Annotated in this window: 18 protein-coding genes; 8 read left to right on the forward strand and 10 right to left on the reverse strand. The window is 67.1% G+C overall.

The features are described 5' to 3' along the window. Positions 1-4: 4 nt before the first annotated feature. Together EV216_RS07830 and EV216_RS07835 are read right to left on the reverse strand one after the other, a co-directional pair. Positions 5-1,549 carry a TRAP transporter large permease gene (locus EV216_RS07830; RefSeq protein WP_132694506.1) on the reverse strand — a complete coding sequence of 515 codons (1,545 nt, stop codon included), beginning with the start codon at positions 1,547-1,549 and terminating at the stop codon, positions 5-7. Next, positions 1,546-2,052 carry a TRAP transporter small permease subunit gene (locus EV216_RS07835; protein ID WP_132694507.1) on the reverse strand — a complete coding sequence of 169 codons (507 nt, stop codon included), beginning with the start codon at positions 2,050-2,052 and terminating at the stop codon, positions 1,546-1,548. Before EV216_RS07835 ends, EV216_RS07830 begins: the two co-directional genes overlap by 4 nt. Before the next feature lie 112 nt (positions 2,053-2,164). On the opposite strand from EV216_RS07835, the gene EV216_RS07840 reads away from it, so the two are divergent. Beyond that, positions 2,165-3,781 (forward strand): FAD-dependent oxidoreductase, encoded by a 1,617-nt coding sequence (locus EV216_RS07840; RefSeq protein ID WP_132694508.1) that lies wholly within the window; start codon positions 2,165-2,167, stop codon positions 3,779-3,781. Between the two features lie 4 nt (positions 3,782-3,785). On the opposite strand, the gene EV216_RS07845 is transcribed toward EV216_RS07840, so the two are convergent. From EV216_RS07845 to EV216_RS07865, 5 genes are all read right to left on the reverse strand, one after another. After that, positions 3,786-4,424 (reverse strand): aspartate/glutamate racemase family protein, encoded by a 639-nt coding sequence (locus EV216_RS07845; protein WP_132694509.1) that lies wholly within the window; start codon positions 4,422-4,424, stop codon positions 3,786-3,788. A 4-nt stretch (positions 4,425-4,428) separates the two neighbouring features. Beyond that, on the reverse strand, positions 4,429-5,271 hold the full coding sequence (locus EV216_RS07850) for an ABC transporter permease (RefSeq protein ID WP_132694510.1): 843 nt from the start codon (positions 5,269-5,271) through the stop codon (positions 4,429-4,431). A gap of 1 nt (position 5,272) precedes the next feature. Further along, positions 5,273-6,136, reverse strand: coding sequence for an ABC transporter permease (locus tag EV216_RS07855; RefSeq protein ID WP_132694511.1), 864 nt, complete (start codon positions 6,134-6,136; stop codon positions 5,273-5,275). A gap of 73 nt (positions 6,137-6,209) precedes the next feature. Then, positions 6,210-7,484, reverse strand: a complete 1,275-nt coding sequence (locus EV216_RS07860) for an ABC transporter substrate-binding protein (RefSeq protein ID WP_132694512.1) — start codon at positions 7,482-7,484, stop codon at positions 6,210-6,212. Positions 7,485-7,511: 27 nt separating this feature from the next. Further along, positions 7,512-8,495 carry an ABC transporter ATP-binding protein gene (locus EV216_RS07865; RefSeq protein WP_132694513.1) on the reverse strand — a complete coding sequence of 328 codons (984 nt, stop codon included), beginning with the start codon at positions 8,493-8,495 and terminating at the stop codon, positions 7,512-7,514. Between the two features lie 274 nt (positions 8,496-8,769). Between EV216_RS07865 and EV216_RS07870 the strand changes: the two genes are divergently transcribed. Then, the gene (locus EV216_RS07870; RefSeq protein WP_424511176.1) at positions 8,770-9,477 is read left to right on the forward strand and encodes a GntR family transcriptional regulator; all 708 of its coding nucleotides are present in this window, start codon (positions 8,770-8,772) and stop codon (positions 9,475-9,477) included. Positions 9,478-9,488: 11 nt separating this feature from the next. After that, positions 9,489-10,301, forward strand: a complete 813-nt coding sequence (locus tag EV216_RS07875; protein WP_243642017.1) for a GNAT family N-acetyltransferase — start codon at positions 9,489-9,491, stop codon at positions 10,299-10,301. A 184-nt stretch (positions 10,302-10,485) separates the two neighbouring features. Here the strand turns inward: EV216_RS07875 and EV216_RS07880 are convergent, their stop codons facing one another. Continuing rightward, positions 10,486-11,739, reverse strand: coding sequence for a urate hydroxylase PuuD (locus EV216_RS07880; protein ID WP_132694516.1), 1,254 nt, complete (start codon positions 11,737-11,739; stop codon positions 10,486-10,488). Between the two features lie 115 nt (positions 11,740-11,854). On the opposite strand from EV216_RS07880, the gene EV216_RS07885 reads away from it, so the two are divergent. Continuing rightward, positions 11,855-12,787, forward strand: a complete 933-nt coding sequence (locus EV216_RS07885; RefSeq protein WP_132694517.1) for a LysR family transcriptional regulator — start codon at positions 11,855-11,857, stop codon at positions 12,785-12,787. Here the strand turns inward: EV216_RS07885 and uraH are convergent. Next, the gene (gene uraH, locus EV216_RS07890; protein ID WP_132694518.1) at positions 12,772-13,116 is read right to left on the reverse strand and encodes a hydroxyisourate hydrolase; all 345 of its coding nucleotides are present in this window, start codon (positions 13,114-13,116) and stop codon (positions 12,772-12,774) included. The two genes, EV216_RS07885 and uraH, sit on opposite strands and share 16 nt — an antisense overlap. A 147-nt stretch (positions 13,117-13,263) precedes the next feature. On the opposite strand from uraH, the gene puuE reads away from it, so the two are divergent. The 4 genes from puuE to EV216_RS07910 are packed head-to-tail and all read left to right on the forward strand — an operon-like array spanning position 13,264 to position 17,452. After that, positions 13,264-14,682, forward strand: coding sequence for an allantoinase PuuE (gene puuE, locus EV216_RS07895; protein ID WP_132694519.1), 1,419 nt, complete (start codon positions 13,264-13,266; stop codon positions 14,680-14,682). Continuing rightward, a complete protein-coding gene (locus EV216_RS07900; protein WP_132694520.1) occupies positions 14,679-15,512 on the forward strand; it encodes a bifunctional allantoicase/(S)-ureidoglycine aminohydrolase in 834 nt (277 codons plus the stop codon). The genes puuE and EV216_RS07900 overlap by 4 nt, the downstream gene beginning before the upstream one ends. Beyond that, on the forward strand, positions 15,509-15,985 hold the full coding sequence (locus EV216_RS07905) for an ureidoglycolate lyase (RefSeq protein ID WP_132694521.1): 477 nt from the start codon (positions 15,509-15,511) through the stop codon (positions 15,983-15,985). The genes EV216_RS07900 and EV216_RS07905 overlap by 4 nt, the downstream gene beginning before the upstream one ends. Positions 15,986-16,015: 30 nt before the next feature. Beyond that, the gene (locus EV216_RS07910; protein WP_132694522.1) at positions 16,016-17,452 is read left to right on the forward strand and encodes a uracil-xanthine permease family protein; all 1,437 of its coding nucleotides are present in this window, start codon (positions 16,016-16,018) and stop codon (positions 17,450-17,452) included. 16 nt (positions 17,453-17,468) lie between these two features. Here the strand turns inward: EV216_RS07910 and EV216_RS07915 are convergent, their stop codons facing one another. Continuing rightward, entirely contained in the window at positions 17,469-18,008 is a 540-nt protein-coding gene (locus tag EV216_RS07915; protein ID WP_132694523.1) for a hypothetical protein, read from the reverse strand. Between the last annotated feature and the right edge of the window lie 2 nt (positions 18,009-18,010).

Genomic DNA, 18,010 nt, shown 5'->3' on the forward strand with positions numbered 1-18,010 from the left:
GGTCTCAGCGGAAAATCTGGTGCGGCAGCCATGTGGCAAGCCCGGGCCAGGCTATCAGAACCGCAAGGGCCGCAAGCTGCAACATGACAAAGGGGACAACGCCCCGATAGGTGTCGATCGTGGTGATGTCGCGCGGCGCGACCGAGCGGAAATAGAACAGGGCAAACCCGAAGGGCGGGGTCAGGAACGAGGTTTGCAGGTTCATCGCGATCAGGATGGCGAACCAGATCGGCGAGATGTCGGTGCCCAGGATCGGCGGCCCCAGCAGGGGAACCACGATATAGATGATCTCGACCGCTTCCAGCAGGAACCCCAGAAGGAAGATCAGCACCATCACCAGCGCGATCGCGCCATAGGTGCCGCCGGGCAGGGCCGCCATCATCTCGGCCACCATCCGGTCGCCGCCGAAGCCGCGGAACACCAGCGCCAGAAGCGAGGCCGCGACCACGATGCCGAAGACCATGCCCGAGATGCGGATCGTCTCGGTCATCGCGCCTTGCAGAAGCCCCGCCGCCCAGAGCCGCAGCGCGCCCCAGAGCGTGCCCAGCCCGATCACCAGCGCGGCTGCCAATGCGGCCAGCGCCGCGGGGCTGCCCGCTGCTGCGCGGCCCATGCCGCCCATGCCGATGCCCACCAGCGCCAGCGCCGCGAACCCGGCCCCAGCGATCAGCCAGCGGCCCGCGCGCCGCGGTTCGGCGGCATGGGCGGCCAGCAGCAGCGCACCGACCGCGCCCAGCCCCGCGGCTTCGGTCGTGGTGGCGACACCCGCAAGAATCGAGCCCAGCACCGCAAGGATCAGCAGGACCGGCGGCAGGAAGGTGAACAGCACCTCGGCCGCGGGCACGGGATCGCGCGGGGCGGGGGGTGCGGTCAGCGGCGCGGGTTTCAGCCGCAGTGCAACGTAAAGCGCGTAAAACGCCACCAGCATCAACCCGGGGATCAGCGCGCCCGCGAATAGATCGCCGACCGAGACGGCATCAGGGGCGAAATTGCCCGCCCGTTGCTGCGCCTCTAGATAAACATTGCCGATCTGGTCGCCCAGCAGCACCAGCACGATAGAGGGCGGGATTACCTGGCCCAGGGTTCCGGCGGCGCAGATCAGCCCCGCCGCAAGCCGCTTGTCCACGCCCGCCGCGCGCATCGCGGGCAGGCCGATCAGCACCAGCATCACCACGGTCGCCCCGATGATGCCGGTGGACGCCGCGATCAGCGCCGAAAAGGCCAGCACGCTGAGCGCCATGCCGCGCGACGATCCGCCGGTCAGCCGCGCCAGAACGCCCAGCATCCGCTCGGCCAGACGCGCGCGTTCCAGCAGCACGCCCATCAGGATGAACAGGGGCACTGCCATCAACAGCCGGTTCGACATCACCCCCCAGACCCGCGCGGGATAGAAGTTCAGGAAGGAAAGGTCGAACACCCCGAACGCCGCAGCGATCAGCGCCGTGACCAGCGGCACGCCCGCGATTGCCAGCATCGCCGGGATGCCGCTCAGGATACCCGCGAAAAGCCCAAGGCCCATCGCCAGCAGGAAGCCCTCGGCCCCGGTCATTCGCTGACCCTCGGGGTCAGGAGCTGCGCGATGCCTTGCAGGATCATCATCGCCGCGGCGACCGGCAGCGCGGTCTTGACGAGGTAAAGCCCCGGCATGCCGCCGGTCTCGACCGAGCCTTCGCGGATCGACCAGGAATAGCCAAGCTCCGGCCAATAGGCGCGGATCATCAGGCCGAAGACGGGGATCAGGAACAGAACCAGCGCAATGGCATCGGCCGCGCGCAGATAGGCCGTGGGCAGGCGTTCCGAGATCGCCTCGACCCGGACATGCCCGTTGCGCGCGAGCGTCACCGGCAACGAGAACGCCACCAGCACCGCAAAGGCGTAACCCGCGGCATCCTGCAACTGGATGAAGCCCAGGCCGAAGCCGTAGCGCAGCACCACGATGGCCAGCACCGCGCCGGTCAGGAACAGACCCGCGCTGATGCACAGGGCCAGCGCGGCGCGGTCAAGCCAGCGGCAGAACGCCAGATAAGCGGAAAGGGGGCGGGACAGTGTCATCGGGCGGGCCTTGCCACAGCCTTGCGAAAAGGGCAATCGCGGCATGCGGCGAATGCCTCTGGCCCGTGGCGCCGGACGCGTTATGCTGCATCGCAGCAAGAAAGGGATCGCAATGGCGGATCGGATCGTCGTTCTGGGGGGCGGCTTCGGCGGCATGTATGCGGCGCGGGCGCTGCGAAAGCGGCTGGGCAAGTCGGTGCGGGTCGAACTGATCAATGCCGACAACTATTTCGTCTTCCAGCCGCTTCTGCCCGAGGTCGGCGCGGGCTCGATCACGCCGGGCCATGCGGTTTCGCCGCTGCGGTTTCTGCTCAGGGGCGTGTTCGTGCGCAAGGCGCAGATCGACAGCGTGGATTTCGAACGCCGCATCGTCACCGTGTTCCAGGGCATCCAGCGCCGCCCGACCGAGCTGCGCTATGACCATCTCGTGATCGCGCTGGGGCAGGGGGTGGATCTGTCGCGCACCCCGGGGCTTGAGGAACATGCGCTCAAGATGAAGACGCTGGAGGATGCGCGACGCCTGCGCGAGCATGTGATCGAACAGCTTGAACATGCCCAGGTCAGCCAGGTGCCCGAAACCAAGCGCGGCGCGCTGACCTTCACCGTGATCGGCGGCGGCTTCTCTGGCGTCGAGACGGTGGGCGAGATGAAGGAACTGATCGACCGCTCGCTGAAATTCTATCCGCGCATCGACCCGTCGGAGGTGCGGGTGCAACTGGTCGAATTCGCCCCCCGCATCCTGAACGAGATGCCCGAGCGGCTGGCGCGCTATGCCGCCGATCACCTGACCCGCCACGGGGTCGAACTGAAGCTTAACACCGGCGTCGCCTCGGCCACGGGCACCCAGCTTGTCACCACCACCGGCGAAGTGATCGACACCCGCACCATCGTCGCCACCATCGGTAATGCGCCCCTGCCGGTTGTCGCGCGCATGGGCCTGCCCAGCCAGCACGGCCGGATCGCGGTGGACCGCGCGCTGCGCGTCAGGGGCCATCAGAATGTCTGGGCGCTGGGCGATTGCGCGCTGATCCCTCTGAAGGAGGGTGCCGAGGCCCGCGGCGATTTCGCGCCGCCCACCGCGCAGTTCGCCGTGCGCGAGGCCAAGCGCATCGCCCGGAACATCGCCGCCGCCGTCAGGGGCAAGCCGGTGCAGCCCTTTGCCTATCGCTCGCGCGGGTCGCTTGCCTCGCTCGGCGCGCATCGGGGTGTGGCCGAGGTCTTTGGGCTGCAACTGACCGGCTTTCCGGCCTGGGTGCTCTGGCGGTCCTATTACCTGGCGCTGCTGCCGGGGATGGGTACGCGGATCAAGGTGATGGTGAACTGGACGCTGGACATGCTGGGCGCGCGCAGCGTCGTGCAGTTGCGCGCGCTGCCCCGCCCGCCGATGCGCTATGCGCATTTCCGCGAGGGCGATATCGTCTACGAGGCCGGGCACCGGTCTGACGGGTTCTATTCGGTGATCTCGGGCGCGGTCGAGATGGAGCGCAAGGATCCCGTCACCGGCGAGACGCATCTGCGCCGAATCGGCCCCGGCGGGCATTTCGGCGAGCGGCTGATCCTGGGCGCGACGCGGCGCAAGACCACCGTGCGCGCGGTCGAGGACACAAGGGTTCTGGTGCTGAACCGCGAGGAATTCCTGATGCTGGCCGAGGGTTTTCCCGCCTTCCGCGAATATTTCCGCCCCTATATGGAGGCCCGCGGCGCCGAATGGCCGCCCAAGGCGGGCTGAGGTCTCAGAGCGCGGCGATCAGCCGGGCCGCGCTTTCCACGCCGTCGATCACCGGCACCGGAAGGCTTGCGCGCAGATGCCCGGTCAGCCGCGCCATGCCCGCGCAGCCCAGAACGACGGCGTCGATGCCATCCTCGGCCGCCGCGCGCGCGGCCTCGTCGGCGATGCGGGCAAAGGCGGCGTCGGGGTCATGTTCCAGGTCCAGCACCGGCACCTCGCTGGCGCGCACCCGGCCCAGATGCCCGCCAAGCCCCGAGCCGTGGATATTCGCCTCGATGATCGGGACCGAGACCGACAGCGTGGTGACGACCGAAAACCGCCAGCCGCGCAGCGCCGCGATGTGATAGGCCGCCTGCCCGATGCCGATGACCGGACAGCGCGCCAGCCGCCGCGCCTCGTCCAGACCGGTATCGTCGAAACAGGCGATCGCCACGCCCGCAGCACCCGCCCGATCCGCCTTTGCGACCAGGTCCAGCAGCGGCGGCACCGCGGCCGCGCCATCCTCGGGGCCCTGGATCGCGGCGGGTCCAAGGGTCGAGGTCCAGCCCTCGAACAGGGCGCCGGGTTGGGCGGCGCGGGCCATGGCCAGCACCTGGTCCGTCATCGCGGCGGTGGAATTGGGGTTGATGAAGACATAGGTCATCGGCCTAGACCATCCCCTTGCCCGCATCCGACCCGGCCCGCGCACGGCGGCGGTTCAGCGCCCAGACGGTCGCCAGAAAGACGCCGATGACAAGGAAGGAAAAGACGGTGGTCAGCGTTCCCAGCGCAAAGATCACCGGCGTCGTGACATTGGTGGTCATGCCGTAGATCTCCAGCGGCAGGGTGTTGCGGCTGCCCGCGGTCAGCAGCGTGCGGGCAAACTCGTCATAGGACAGCGTGAAGCCGAACAGCGCCACCCCGATCAGCGAGGGCGCGATGATCGGCAGCACGACATGGGCGATGGTCTGCCAGGGGCTGGCGCCCAGATCGCGGGCGGCTTCCTCGTAGGATTTGTCGAAGCGGTTGAAGACCGCGAACATTATCAGCAGGCCGAAGGGCAGCGTCCAGGTCAGTTGCGACCCGAAGCCGCTGGTCGACCAGTGAACGTCAAGCCCGGTCTGGTTGAAGATCAGCCCCACCCCCAGCGAGATCAGGATCGAGGGGATCACCAGCGCCGTGACGACAAGGTAGAACAGCACGCCCGAGCCTGCGAACCGCTTGCGAAAGGCCAGCCCGCCCATGACCGAGACGACCACGGTCGTCACCATCACCATCAGCCCCAGCGCGAATGACCGCCGGAAGCTGCCCCAGATATCGCCCACCGCCTGTTGCTGGAACAGGTCGTGGAACCAGTGCAGCGACACGCCCCGCATCGGGAAGGTCAGCCCGCCCGTGGGCCCCTGAAAGGACAGGATCGCGATGGTCAGGGTGGGGCCGTAAAGGAACAGCAGGAACAGCCCGAAAAAGGCAGCCAGCGGATAGAAGGAACGGGGGCGGCGGCGGTCCATGTCACAGCTCCTTGCGGATATCGACAAAGCGCAGCAGCGTGCCGATCACCATCAGCACCGTGACCAGCAGGATCACCGCCGTCGCCGCGGCCGAAGGGTATTGCAAAAGCGCGATGTCGTTCGAGATCAGCCGCCCGACATTGGCCGACTGGCTGCCCGACATGAAGCGCACGGTGATGAAATCGCCCATGACCAGCGTGACGACGAAGATCGAGCCGATCATGATGCCGGGCTTGCAGAGCGGGATGATGACATTGGTCAGGATCTGGAACCCGCTCGCGCCCGCGTCATTGGCGGCCTCGATCAGGCTGCGGTCGATGCGCATCATGGTGTTGAAGATCGGCACCACCATGAACAGCGTGTAAAGGTGGACAAAGGCCAGGATCACCGAGAAATCCGAGAACAGCAGCCATTCCAGCGGCTCGTCGATCACCCCCCAGGAGATCAGCGTGGAATTGGCCAGCCCGTTGCGCCCCAGGAACGGAATCCAGGAAATCATGCGGATGATGTTCGAGGTCCAGAACGGGATCGTGCATAGCAGGAACAGCGCGATCTGCCAGGTCTGGCTGCGGACATGGAAGGCCAGGAAATAGGCGACCGCAAAGCCGATCCCCAGCGTCAGCGCCCAGGTGACAAGCGCGTATTTGAACGTGTTCAGAAAGACCTGCAAGGTGACGGGCGAGGTCAGCAGGAAATGGTAATTGTCGAACTCGAAGGCCGGGTAGATCGAAAACTCTGTCGCGCCCCAGAAGCTGACGACCACGATCATCAGGATCGGCAGCACCAGAAAGAACGCCAGCACCGCCGCCAGCGGCGAGGCCAAGAGCCAGCCCGTCAGATGTCGGTTCCTGAAAAGTGCGGCCATCGGCATGTCCTGTCGCGAAGGGCAAGGACCGGCGCGCGCAAGGGTCGGGCGCGCGCCGGGAGGGTTCAGGCCGTCAGGCGGCGATGAACTCGTTCCACTTGCGGACCATGTACTGGTTTTCGTCCATCACCGCGTTCCAGCAGGCAACCGCGCCCATCCGGTCGTAGAACGATCCGCCATCGCGCACGTCGCCCGCCTGCGCCATCGGTTGGCCCTGCGGGTTGGTGATGGTGTCGGTGGCGGGCTTGCCCTCGAACCAGTAGCCCCATTCGTTTTCGGACATGAAGTCCTTCGACGTTTCGGGCACCGCCGAGTAATAGCCCTGCCGCATCAGGAAGCCGCCGACCCAGCCCGAGAGATACCAGTTGATGTATTCATAGGCCGCATCCAGCGCGAGCCCCGACAGGTTCGCCGACAGCCCGATGCCGCCGCCCCAGGAACGGTAGCCCTCTTTCAGCGGCTGGTAGACGCAGGGGATGCCGCGCGACTTGACCGCCGTGATGGCGGGCGACCACATCGACTGGATCACCACCTCTCCGCTCGCCATCAGGTTCACGCTTTCGTCGAAGGTCTTCCAGAAGGCGCGGAACTGGCCGGCCTTCTTGGCCTCGGTAAAGATCGCCATGGTCTTGTCGATTTCTTCGCGGGTCATGTTGCCCTTGTCGCCATAGGCGATCTCGCCCATCGCCTCGCAGACCATGGCGGCGTCCATGATGCCGATCGAGCTGATGTCGAGGATCGACGCCTTGCCCTTGAATTCGGGGTTCAAGAGTTCCGTCCAGCTTTCGATGGGACGGCCGATCAGGTCGGGGCGGATGCCCAGCGTGTCGGCGTTGTAGATCGTCGGGATCAGCGTCATCCAGCCCGATTCCTCGGCCACGAAATCCTTGCCGCCGGGGCCGGAGGTGAAGCCCACGCTATGCGGCGCGGTGCCCTGCGCGATGGTGCTTTCCGGCGTCAGCTTGCCCGAGCGGAAGATGCCCACGATCTTGTCGTAGTTCTTGATCTTCGAAGTATCCATCGCCTGAAGGTTGCCGGTGGGCCAGACCTTCTTGCAGATCCAGTATTCGATATCGGCGATGTCGAAGGATTTCGGCTGGGTCGCGGCGCGCTGGGTCACGGCGTCGCTGTCCAGCGCGGTCATTTCCAGCGTGAAGCCCAGGTCTTCCTTGACCTTCTGCGCCACCTCGTTGAGGTTCGACACGCCCGTTCCGAACTGGCGCAGCGTGATGTCCTTGATGTTCTGCGCCCAGATCATCGGCGCGGGGAAGGCACTGGCCGCCACGCCCGCGGCGGCGCCCGTCAGCAGGGTCCGGCGGCTCAGGCCGGGTTTGGTCGCTTGGGTCATCTGTCTCTCCATGATGGACGTCTGGTGTCACGCGCCAAGCGCGTGGAGGTTGGCGTCGTCCCAGCTCAGCCCGACGCTGTCGCCGGGCTGGATGGGTTGGACGAAATACTGCTCCTCGGGCAGAAGCGCGGTGATCTCCTGATCGCCCGCGGCCAGCAGGGTCAGCGCGACGCTGGCGCCCTGGTATTCGATGCCTGTCACCCGGCCTTCCAGCCTGCCCTTGTCGGATCCGGTCAGGGCGATCCGGTCGGCGCGGATGGCGAAATGGCCCTGCGGCAGCGCGATCACGTTATGCCCGCCCATGAAGCGCGCGACGAATTCGGTGCGCGGCGCATTGAACACCTCGCGCGCGGGGCCGGCCTGTTCGATGCGGGCGTTGTTCATCACCACGATCTCGTCGGCCAGCGCCAGCGCCTCGTCCTGGCCATGGGTGACATGGATGAAGGTGATCCCCAGTTCGCGCTGGAGCTTCTTCAACTCGGCCCGCATGCGGATGCGCAGGAACGGGTCCAGCGCCGACAGCGGTTCGTCCAGCAACAGCACCTGCGGCCGGGTGATCAGCGCCCGCGCCAGCGCCACGCGCTGCTGCTGGCCGCCCGAAAGCTGCGCGGGCAGCCGGTCGGCCAGATGCTGCATGTGCACCAGTTCCAGCATCTCGCCCGCCTGCCTGCGGCGGGTGTCGCGGTCGATGCCCTTCATCTTGAGGCTGAAGGCCACGTTGTCGGTGACGCTGAGATGGGGAAACAGCGCGTAGTTCTGGAACATCATCGCGGTGCCGCGTTTCGCGGGCGGCAGATGCGCGATGTCGTGACCGCCCAGCACGATGGCGCCGTCCGAAACGTCCTCATGGCCCGCGATCATCCTGAGCGTCGAGGATTTGCCGCAGCCCGACGGACCCAGCAGGCAGGCATAGCTGCCCGCGTGAAACAGATGGTGGATGCCATCCACCGCAAGGCTCTGGCCGTACCGCTTGGTCAGGGCGACAAGTTCAAGGTCGAGGTCCGATCGCATGGGCGTTTCCATCGCTGCTGACCCACCCTGTCGCGTGGGCCTGCGCCGGGGAACCGCAAGGCGCGGCCGGGGCGGGGGGATTCTTCAACTGCCCGCGGAATGGGCGATTGTGAGCGGGAATGTCTGCAAGGGATGCGCAGATTGTATACGATCCTGTGTCCGAACCCGCCCCGCCCTCGCGAATCTTGAGCCCCGTCCGGTATTTCGCCAAACAGGGGCAAACGGGCCCCCGCCCCGCCCAACGAAAGAAAGTCATCCGGTGAACGAGCTTGGCATCCCCACCGCGCATGCGGCCGGTCGTGAAAGCGGCCGTGCCACGCGCGCGCGAGAGGTGGCCGACAGCCTGACGCGGGCGATTCACGAACACCGGCTGGGGCCGGGGATGAAGCTGTCCGAGGACGAGGTGGGCGAGATTTTCGGCGTCAGCCGGACCATCGTGCGCGCCGCGCTGCAACAGCTGGCCCATGACCAGCTTGTGACGATCGAGCCCCATCGCGGCGCCTTTGTCGCCCAGCCCTCGGTGCGCGAGGCGCGCGAGGTGTTCGAGGCGCGCGCGCTGCTGGAACCGCGCACCGCCCGATCCGCCGCAGAGCGCGCCACGCCCGAGGATATCGCGATCCTGCGCCGCCACATCACGCAGGAACATGCCGCGCTGCATGCCGGGCAGGACGGCGCGGCGCTGCGGCTGTCGGGGCTTTTCCATATCGAGATTGCCCGCATCGCCGACCAGGCCACCATCGCCGAGTTCATCGGCCAGCTTGTGTCGCGCTCGTCGCTGGTGATTGCGCTTTACTGGCGGCGGCGCAACGCGCTATGCGAAAGTCATGCCCATGACGCGCTGCTCAAGGCGCTGGCCGACCGGGACGGGGCACTGGCCGAAGACCTGATGAAGGGGCACCTGCTGGACCTGTTGTCCTCGCTCGACCTGCGCGAGGCGCCGGGACAGCGGCGCTCGCTCAAAGAGGCGCTGGGGCGGGCATGAAACCAAGGACCATGAGCCGAAGGGAACTCGACCTCGTGCTGGGCTGGGCCGCCGAGGAGGGCTGGAACCCGGGGCTGGAGGATGCCGAGCCGTTCCACGCAACCGATCCCGAGGGGTTCTTCGTCGCCGAAGTGGATGGCAGGGTGGCGGCCGCGATCTCGGTGGTGAACCATTCCGACAGGGTGGCGTTTCTGGGGCTTTACATCTGCCACCCGGACTATCGCGGCAAGGGGATCGGCCTGCACCTGTGGCAGCATGCGCTGGAGCATGCCGGGCCGCGCAGCGTGGGGCTGGACGGGGTGGCGGCGCAGCAGGCGAACTATGCCCGATCGGGCTTTGCGATGGCGGGACGCACGGTGCGCTTTGCGGGGGTGCTGCCGGGAGCGCCGCATGCGGGCATCGGACCGGTCGGCGCGCGCGAACGGCCCGGGCTGATCGCGCTGGAAGCGCGCGCCGCGGGCCATGAGAAGCCGCGCTTCCTGTCCGGATGGCTGGCCGACACGGCCACGCGCAAGACCCTGGTGGCGCGCGCCGAGGGCGAGATCGCGGGCTTCGTCACGCTGCGCGAATGCCGCGAGGGCTACAAGATCGGCCCGCTGGTGGCGCGCACCGAGGCGATTGCCGCGGCGCTGATCGAGGCGGCGGGGGTGGTGACGGGCGAGGCGGCGGTGATGATCGACCTTCCCGCCGACGGGCGGTGGCTTTCGGCCCATTGCGCCGGACTTGGGATGGTGCCGGTGTTCGAGACGGCGCGGATGTACCGGGGCGAGGCGCCGGTGGGCGGTGACGTGATTTCCGCGGTGGCGACGCTGGAACTGGGCTAGGCGCGGTTTCGCCCCGGTCGGCGCCGGGCGATCCGCCGGGGGCTCTGCCCGTCGCCATTGTCGCTCGGAGTTGCCGTTGGTGCGCCATTGGTTCGAGCGACAATGGCCACGGCGCTTCAATGGCGACCCCCGGGATATTTCGGCCAGGAAGAAGGGGGGATCGGGGCCGCGGGCAGGCGCGGGGCTATTGCGCGCGGGCCATCTGCCGTGCCGCGCCGATGGCGCGATACCAAGCGACGATCCGGGCGCGTTCTGCCTCCTCGATCTGCATGAGGTTGCCGGGCGGCATGGCATGGGTGGTGCCCGCCTGAAGGTAGATCGCCCGCGCCTGCGCCGCGATCTGGGCCTCGGTCTCAAGCCGCACGCCCCTGGGCGCGGTGGCAAGCCCCGGCCAGAGCGGTTCGGCGGCGTGGCACATCGCGCAGCGCGTCTCGACGATCTCGCGCACTTCGGCGAAATGGGCGGCGGCGACCGCCGGGGCCAGGTGGGCGGGCAGGGCAGTGTCCTGAACCGGCTCCGCGCCCTTCAGCATCGGCGCGGCCGACAGCGCCATGATCGCCAGAAAGACTGCGGCCGTCGCCCCCCAGGTCCAGTTCGGGCGGCCCTTGCGGGCGTGCATCGTGTTGAAATAATGCCGGATCGTCACGCCCATCAGGAAGACAAGGCTGGCGATGATCCAGTTGTGCTCGCTGGCAAAGGCCAGCGGGTAATGGTTCGACAGCATCAGGAAGATCACCGGCAGCGTCAGGTAATTGTTGTGCATCGAGCGTAGCTTGGCGATCGCGCCATATTTCGGGTCGGGCGTGCGGCCGGCCTTGAGGTCGGCCACCACGATCCGCTGGTTCGGCATGATGACAAGGAAGACATTGGCCACCATGATCGTGCCGGTGAAGGCGCCCAGATGCAAAAGCGCCGCGCGTCCCGTGAAGACCTGCGTGTAAGCCCATGACATAAAGACAAGAATGGCAAACAGGATCAGCATCAGCGTGGTCGGCTTGCGGCCCAGCTTGCTGCGGCACAGCAGGTCGTAGAGCACCCAGCCCAGCGCCAGCGAACCGGCCGAGATCGCGATGGCCTGCCATTGGGTCAGGTCCATCTTCGTGTAATCGATGAGGTAAAGCTCCGCCCCGACCCAGTAGACAACAGCCAGAAGCGCAAAGCCCGAGATCCAGGTCCAGTAGGCCTCCCATTTGAACCAGGTCAGGTGCTCGGGCATGTGGTCGGGGGCCACGGTGTATTTCCGGATATGGTAGAAGCCCCCGCCATGGACCTGCCATTCCTCGCCCAGCACGCCCCGGGGCATGTTCGGCGCCTTTTGCAGCCCCAGATCCAGCGCGATGAAATAGAAGGACGATCCGATCCAGGCGATGCCGGTGATGACATGCAGCCAGCGGATGGCAAATTCCAGCCAGTCGAGGATCATCGCGGTGTCGAACATCTGGGGTCTCCTTGCGGTCCTTCCGGCAAGCTATACGGACCCTGGGCTTTCTGATAATTCCTGAAACCGCCGATCAGTTTCAAGAATACCCGAACAATCGCCCCGTGACCGATCCGTGACCAGCCTCAACAATATCCGCATGTTCGTGCGCGTCTACGAACTGGAAAACATGTCCGCCGCCGCGCGCGATCTTCAGGTCTCGGCGGCGGTGGCCTCGTCACGGATCGCGGAGCTTGAGCGGCATCTGGGCATCCGGCTGTTCGTGCGCACCACGCGGTCGATCCAGCCGACCGAGCAGGGCCGCATCTATTACCCCAAGGCGGTCAAGGTGCTGGAGGCGCTGGAGGAGGCCGAGGCGGCGGTGCATGAGGTGACGCTGAACCCGCGCGGCTCGATCTTCGTCTCGGCGCCGCTGGGGGTGGGGCGGCGGCTGATCGCGCCCAACGTGGCGCAATTTCACGAGAAATACCCCGAGGTGCATGTCCGGTTGCGGCTGTCGGACCGCCGGGTGGATGTGACGGGCGAGGGGCTGGATGTCAGTTTCGCGCTGGGCGATCTGCCCGATTCGGGACTGCGGGTGCGGATGCTGGCCGATTGCCCGCGGGTGCTGTGCGCCGCGCCCGCCTATGTCGAAAGGCGGGGGATGCCGCGGGCGGGGGCCGATCTGGTGGCGCAAGGGCATGACTGCCTCTTGCTGCGCTTCCCCGGCTCGACCGAATTCCGCTGGACGCTGCGCACGCCCGAGGGGCTGCAGCGCTTCGACATCAAGGGGCCCTATGCCTGCGACGATGGCGATGTGCTGACGGAATGGGCGCTGGACGGGCGGGGGATCGTGATGAAACCCGTGTTCGACGTGGCCGAGCATCTGGCCTCGGGCGCGCTGGTGCCGGTCTGCGAATCGACCCCGCCGCCGGATGCGCAACTGGCCTGCCTGTTCCCGCACAAGCGCAACCAGGACCCCAAGTCGCGCCTGTTCATCGAGTTCATGGCCGAACGCATCCGCGCCGAGCTGCGCGCCCGCGAGCGGGTCTTTCAACTGCCGCGATAAGTGGAATAGCCATAGGGCGAGAGCAGGAGCGGCACATGGTAATGGCTGGTCTCGGACATGATGAAGCGCAGCGGGATCACGTCGAGGAAATCCGCCGCCAGCCCCAGCCCGCGCAGGTAATCGCCCGCATGGAACACCAGTTCATAGCTGCCGGGGGCAAAGACGTCGGCGGGCAGGATCGGGGCATCGGTGCGCCCGTCTTCATTGGTAAGCATCTCGGCCAGCCTGGTGCGGGTCTCGCCCTCCAGCCGGTAAAGCGCGATCCGCAGCCCCGCCGCCGGGCAGCCGCGCGCCGTGTCCAGAACATGGGTCGTCAGATATCCGGGCATGTGAACCTTCCCTTGCCGTTTCCCCGGTCATGCCGGAGCCTGCGCACAGGATAAACGCCCCCGTGCCGGAAACACTTTCAGGATTTCCTTGAAAGACGCGGGCATCCTTCTTGGAATATGCGAAAGTGTAGCAACCGGAGGTTCATCGTGACCCGTTACCCCCGCGATCTGAGAGGCCATGGCCCGACGCCCCCCGACCCGAAATGGCCCGGCGGCGCCAGCCTGGCGGTGCAGTTCGTCGTCAATTACGAGGAAGGCGGCGAGAATTGCCTGCTGCATGGCGATGCCGCCTCCGAGGCGTTCCTGTCGGAAATCGTCGGCGCCGCCGCATGGACCGGACAGCGCCACTGGAACATGGAAACGATCTACGAGTACGGCGCCCGCGCGGGGTTCTGGCGGCTGCACCGGATGTTCACCGAACGCGGCATGCCGGTGACCGTCTATGGCGTGGCGACCGCGCTGGCCCGCTGCCCCGAACAGGTGGCGGCGATGCAGGAAGCGGGCTGGGAGATCGCCAGCCACGGGCTGAAATGGATCGAGTACAAGGATTTCCCCGAGGCCGACGAGCGCGCCCATATGGAGGAGGCCAAGCGCCTGCATGCGGCCGTGACCGGCGCCGCCCCGCGCGGCTGGTATACCGGGCGCTGTTCGATGCAGACCGTGCGGCTTGCCGCCGAGGATGGCTGTTTTTCCTATGTGGCAGATAGTTACGCCGATGAATTGCCATTCTGGATGAGCTTTGGCGAGCGCCACCAGTTGATCGTGCCCTATACGCTGGACGCCAACGACATGCGGTTCGCCACGCCGCAGGGCTTCAACTCGGGCGATCAGTTCTTTGCCCATCTCAAGGACAGTTTCGATGTCCTGCTGGCCGAGGGGCGGGCGGGGGCGCCGAAAATGATGTCGGTGGGGCTGCATTGCCGACTGGTGGGCCGGCCCGGCCGGGCGGCGGCGCTGGCGCGGTTTCTGGACTATGTCGCGCAGCATGACGATGTGTGGGTCGCGCGCCGGATCGACATCGCGGATCACTGGGCCGCGACCCATCCCCCGGTGGTCTGGGAACGCCCCTCGCAGATGGACCGCGCGCGGTTCGTGGACCGCTTCGGCGGCGTGTTCGAACATTCGCCCTGGATCGCCGAGGGGGCGCATGGGCTGGAACTTGGCCCCGCGCATGATTGCGCCTTGGGGCTGCACAATGCGCTGGCGCGGGTGTTCCGGATGGCGGATGCGGATCGGCGGCTGGCCGTTCTGCGCGCGCATCCCGATCTGGCGGGGAAACTGGCGCAGGCCAGACGGCTGACGCCCGACTCGACGGCGGAACAGGCCAGTGCCGGACTTGATGCGCTGACCGACGCGGAACGCGCGCGGTTTCAGGACCTGAACGCCCGCTATACCGCGCGCTTCGGCTTTCCCTTCATCATCGCCGTGCGCGACCATGACAAGGCGTCGATCCTTGCGGGTTTTGAACGGCGGCTTGAGAACGACGCCGATCAGGAATTCGCCGAAGCCTGCCGTCAGGTCGAACGGATCGCGCTTCACCGCCTGAAGGAGATGCTGCCGCAATGACCCATCCCCCCTATTTCGCGCCCCATGGCGGGCTGCCGGGGCAGGCGGCGCTGCATACCGGCCGCGCGGTGTTCACCGACGCCTATGCGGTGATCCCCAGGGGCGTGATGCGCGATATCGTGACCTCGACCCTGCCGCATTGGCGGGATACCCGGGCCTGGATCATCGCCCGGCCCATGACCGGCTTTGCCGAGACCTTTGCGCAATATGTGATGGAAGTGGCGCCCGGCGGCGGCAGCGACGCGCCCGAGCCCGATCCGGGCGCCCAGGGCGTGATCTTCGTCGCCGAGGGCGCCATCGAGATCGCGCTGGGCGAGATTGCCCATCTGGTCGAGCCCGGTGGCTATGCCTATCTGCCGCCCGGCTGCGGCTGGCGGCTGAGGGCGCTGGGCGAGCATCCGGCGCGGTTTCACTGGATCCGCAAGCGCTACGAGGCGGTCGAGGGGATCGAGAGGCCCGAACCCTTCTTCGCCAGCGAGGCCGAGATCGCCCCGGTCGCCATGCCCGGCACGGATGGGCGCTGGGCCACGACGCGCTTTGTCGATCCGGACGACCTGCGCCACGACATGCATGTGAACATCGTCACCTTCCAGCCCGGCGGCCTGATCCCCTTCGAGGAAACGCATGTGATGGAGCACGGGCTTTACGTTCTGGAGGGGAAAGCCGTCTACCGGCTGAACCGCGACTGGGTCGAGGTCGAGGCGGGCGATTTCATGTGGCTGCGCGCCTTCTGCCCGCAGGCCTGTTACGCGGGCGGGCCGGGGCGGTTCCGCTATCTGCTGTACAAGGACGTGAACCGCCACCCGGCGCTCGCGCTGCCCGGCGCATGACCCTGCGGGCCGCGCCCCTGACCGCCGACGCCTTTGCCCCGTTTGGCGAGGTGATCGAAACTTCCGGCGATTTCAGGCTGATCAACGAGGGCGCCTGCCGCCGCTTCACCGACCTTGCCACGCTGGATATCGTCGACGGGCGACCGGGCCTCAGCCTGTTTCAGGCCGAGATCCGTGGCCTGCCCCATGACTGCACGCTGCTGGAACGTCATCCGCTGGGCTCGCAATGCTTCATTCCGATGCAGGGCGGCCGATATCTGGTGATTGTCGCGCCAGACGAGGGCGGGGCGCCGGGAACTCCCCGTGCCTTCGTTGCCGAAGGATACCAATGCGTGAACATCGCACGGAACACTTGGCATGGCGTTCTGTGTCCGATTGCCGGCCCGGGCCTTTTCGCGGTCATCGACCGCATCGGTGCGGGAGGAAACCTTGAGGAGCACCGCCTGGGCCGGCCCATCCGCGTCACCCTGTAAGGGCGGCGCGCAACAACAGGGAGAAGGACGATGGCAGACAGCACCATCGGGACGCCGGAACAACTCCGCGACCCGAACTACACGCCCGCGCTCTACAAGGCGGTGCCGCTCGGCATCCAGCACGTTCTGGCGATGTTCGTCTCGAACGTGACGCCCGCGATCATCCTGGCCGGGGCGGCGGGCTTCGGCTTCGGCTCGTCCGCGGGGGCGCAGGGCTTTCCCGACATGACCTATCTGATCCAGATGTCGATGCTGTTCGCGGGCATCGCCACGCTCTTCCAGACCATCGGCATGGGCCCGGTCGGCGCGCGGCTGCCGATCGTGCAGGGCACCAGTTTCGCCTTCATCCCCATCATGATCCCGCTGGTCGCGGGCAAGGGGGTCGAGGCGCTGCCGGTGATCTTCGGCGGCGTGCTGGTGGGCGGGCTGTTCCACGCAGCCCTCGGCACGGTGATCGGGCGCATCCGCTTTGCGCTGCCGCCGCTGGTGACGGGGCTTGTGGTCACGATGATCGGGCTCGCGCTTGTCAAGGTGGGCATCCAGTATGCTGCGGGTGGCGTTCCGGCCATGGGCACGCCGGAATTCGGCAGCCTGCGCAGCTGGTCGGCGGCGCTGGTGGTGGTGTTCGTCACGCTTGGGCTGAAATTCTACGCCCGCGGGATGCTGTCGGTCTCGGCAGTCGCGGTGGGCATTCTTGTCGGCTATGTCTATGCGCTGGCCATCGGCATGGTCACCTTTCAGGGCATCGCGACAAGCTGGGGCCGGGCGGGCCTGATCGAGGTGCCGGTGCCGTTCAAATACGGGATCGAGTTCTCGGTGGCGGCCATCGTGGGCTTCTGCATGATGGCCTTCGTCTCGGCGGTGGAAACCGTGGGCGATGTCTCGGGCATCACCAAGGGCGGCGCCGGGCGCGAGGCGACCGAGAAGGAGATCCAGGGCGCGACCTATGCCGACGGGGTCGGCACGGCGGTGGCGGGTATCTTCGGCGCGCTGCCCAACACCTCGTTCAGCCAGAATGTCGGCCTGATCGCCATGACAGGCGTGATGAGCCGCCATGTCGTGACCATCGGCGCGCTGTTCCTGATCCTGTGCGGTCTGGTGCCCAAGGTGGGTGCCGTGATCCGCACCATCCCGATCGAGGTTCTGGGCGGCGGCGTCATCGTGATGTTCGGCATGGTGGTCGCGGCGGGTGTCTCGATGCTGTCGGATGTGCACTGGAACCGGCGCAACATGGTGATCTTTGCCATCGCGCTGTCGGTCGGGCTGGGCTTGCAGCTTGAACCTTCGGCGGTGCAGCACCTGCCCGAGACGCTGCGCATCCTGATGACCAGCGGTATCCTGCCCGCCGCGCTGATCGCGATCGGGCTGAACCTTGCGCTGCCCGAGGATCTGCCCTCCGAGGCGACCGAGGAGGTTTCGGGCGGCATGGCGGGGCAGGGGCGCGGCAGCCTGCACGGCGGACGATAGGGCCGCTGCGCCGCCCTCAGCGCTGGCGTTCGGCCAGCGCCCTGAGGGCGGCCAGCCGTTCCTGCGCCTCGTCCAGCGCCTTGGCGAAGCGTTCGGCGCGGGACTTGTCCTCCTCCTGCCGCTTGGCCAGCGCCTCGCGGGCCTTTGATGCAAGCTCGGCGCTTTCGGGCAGCGCCCGGCGCACCTGCTGGGCGAAGGCCCGGTCGCCCAGCCGCGCCAACCCCCGTTCGGTCGCCTTGCCCGAGGCGGCGAAGCGGTCCGAAAGCACCCGCCCGGCAAGTTCCAGCCGGGTGCCGGTTTCGTCCAGTATGCCGCCTGCATCGGCCCGCGCCGCGATCACCCGGTCGGTGCGCGGCAGGCCGATATCGCCGGGAATGACGATGGCCTTGCCGCTGGCAAAGCCTTCGGGCGTGGCAAGCTCCGGGTTCGCGCGCAACAGCGCGGCTTCGGCCAGTTGCAGCTTGCGCTCGGCGTCGGGTTCCTCGATCACGAAAAGCCGCTGGGCAAGCGTCTTGAGGCTGCGCTCGCGGGCCACTCGGGCGATCCTGTCGGCCATGA

Source organism: Rhodovulum steppense (assembly GCF_004339675.1).
Classification (GTDB): domain Bacteria; phylum Pseudomonadota; class Alphaproteobacteria; order Rhodobacterales; family Rhodobacteraceae; genus Rhodovulum; species Rhodovulum steppense.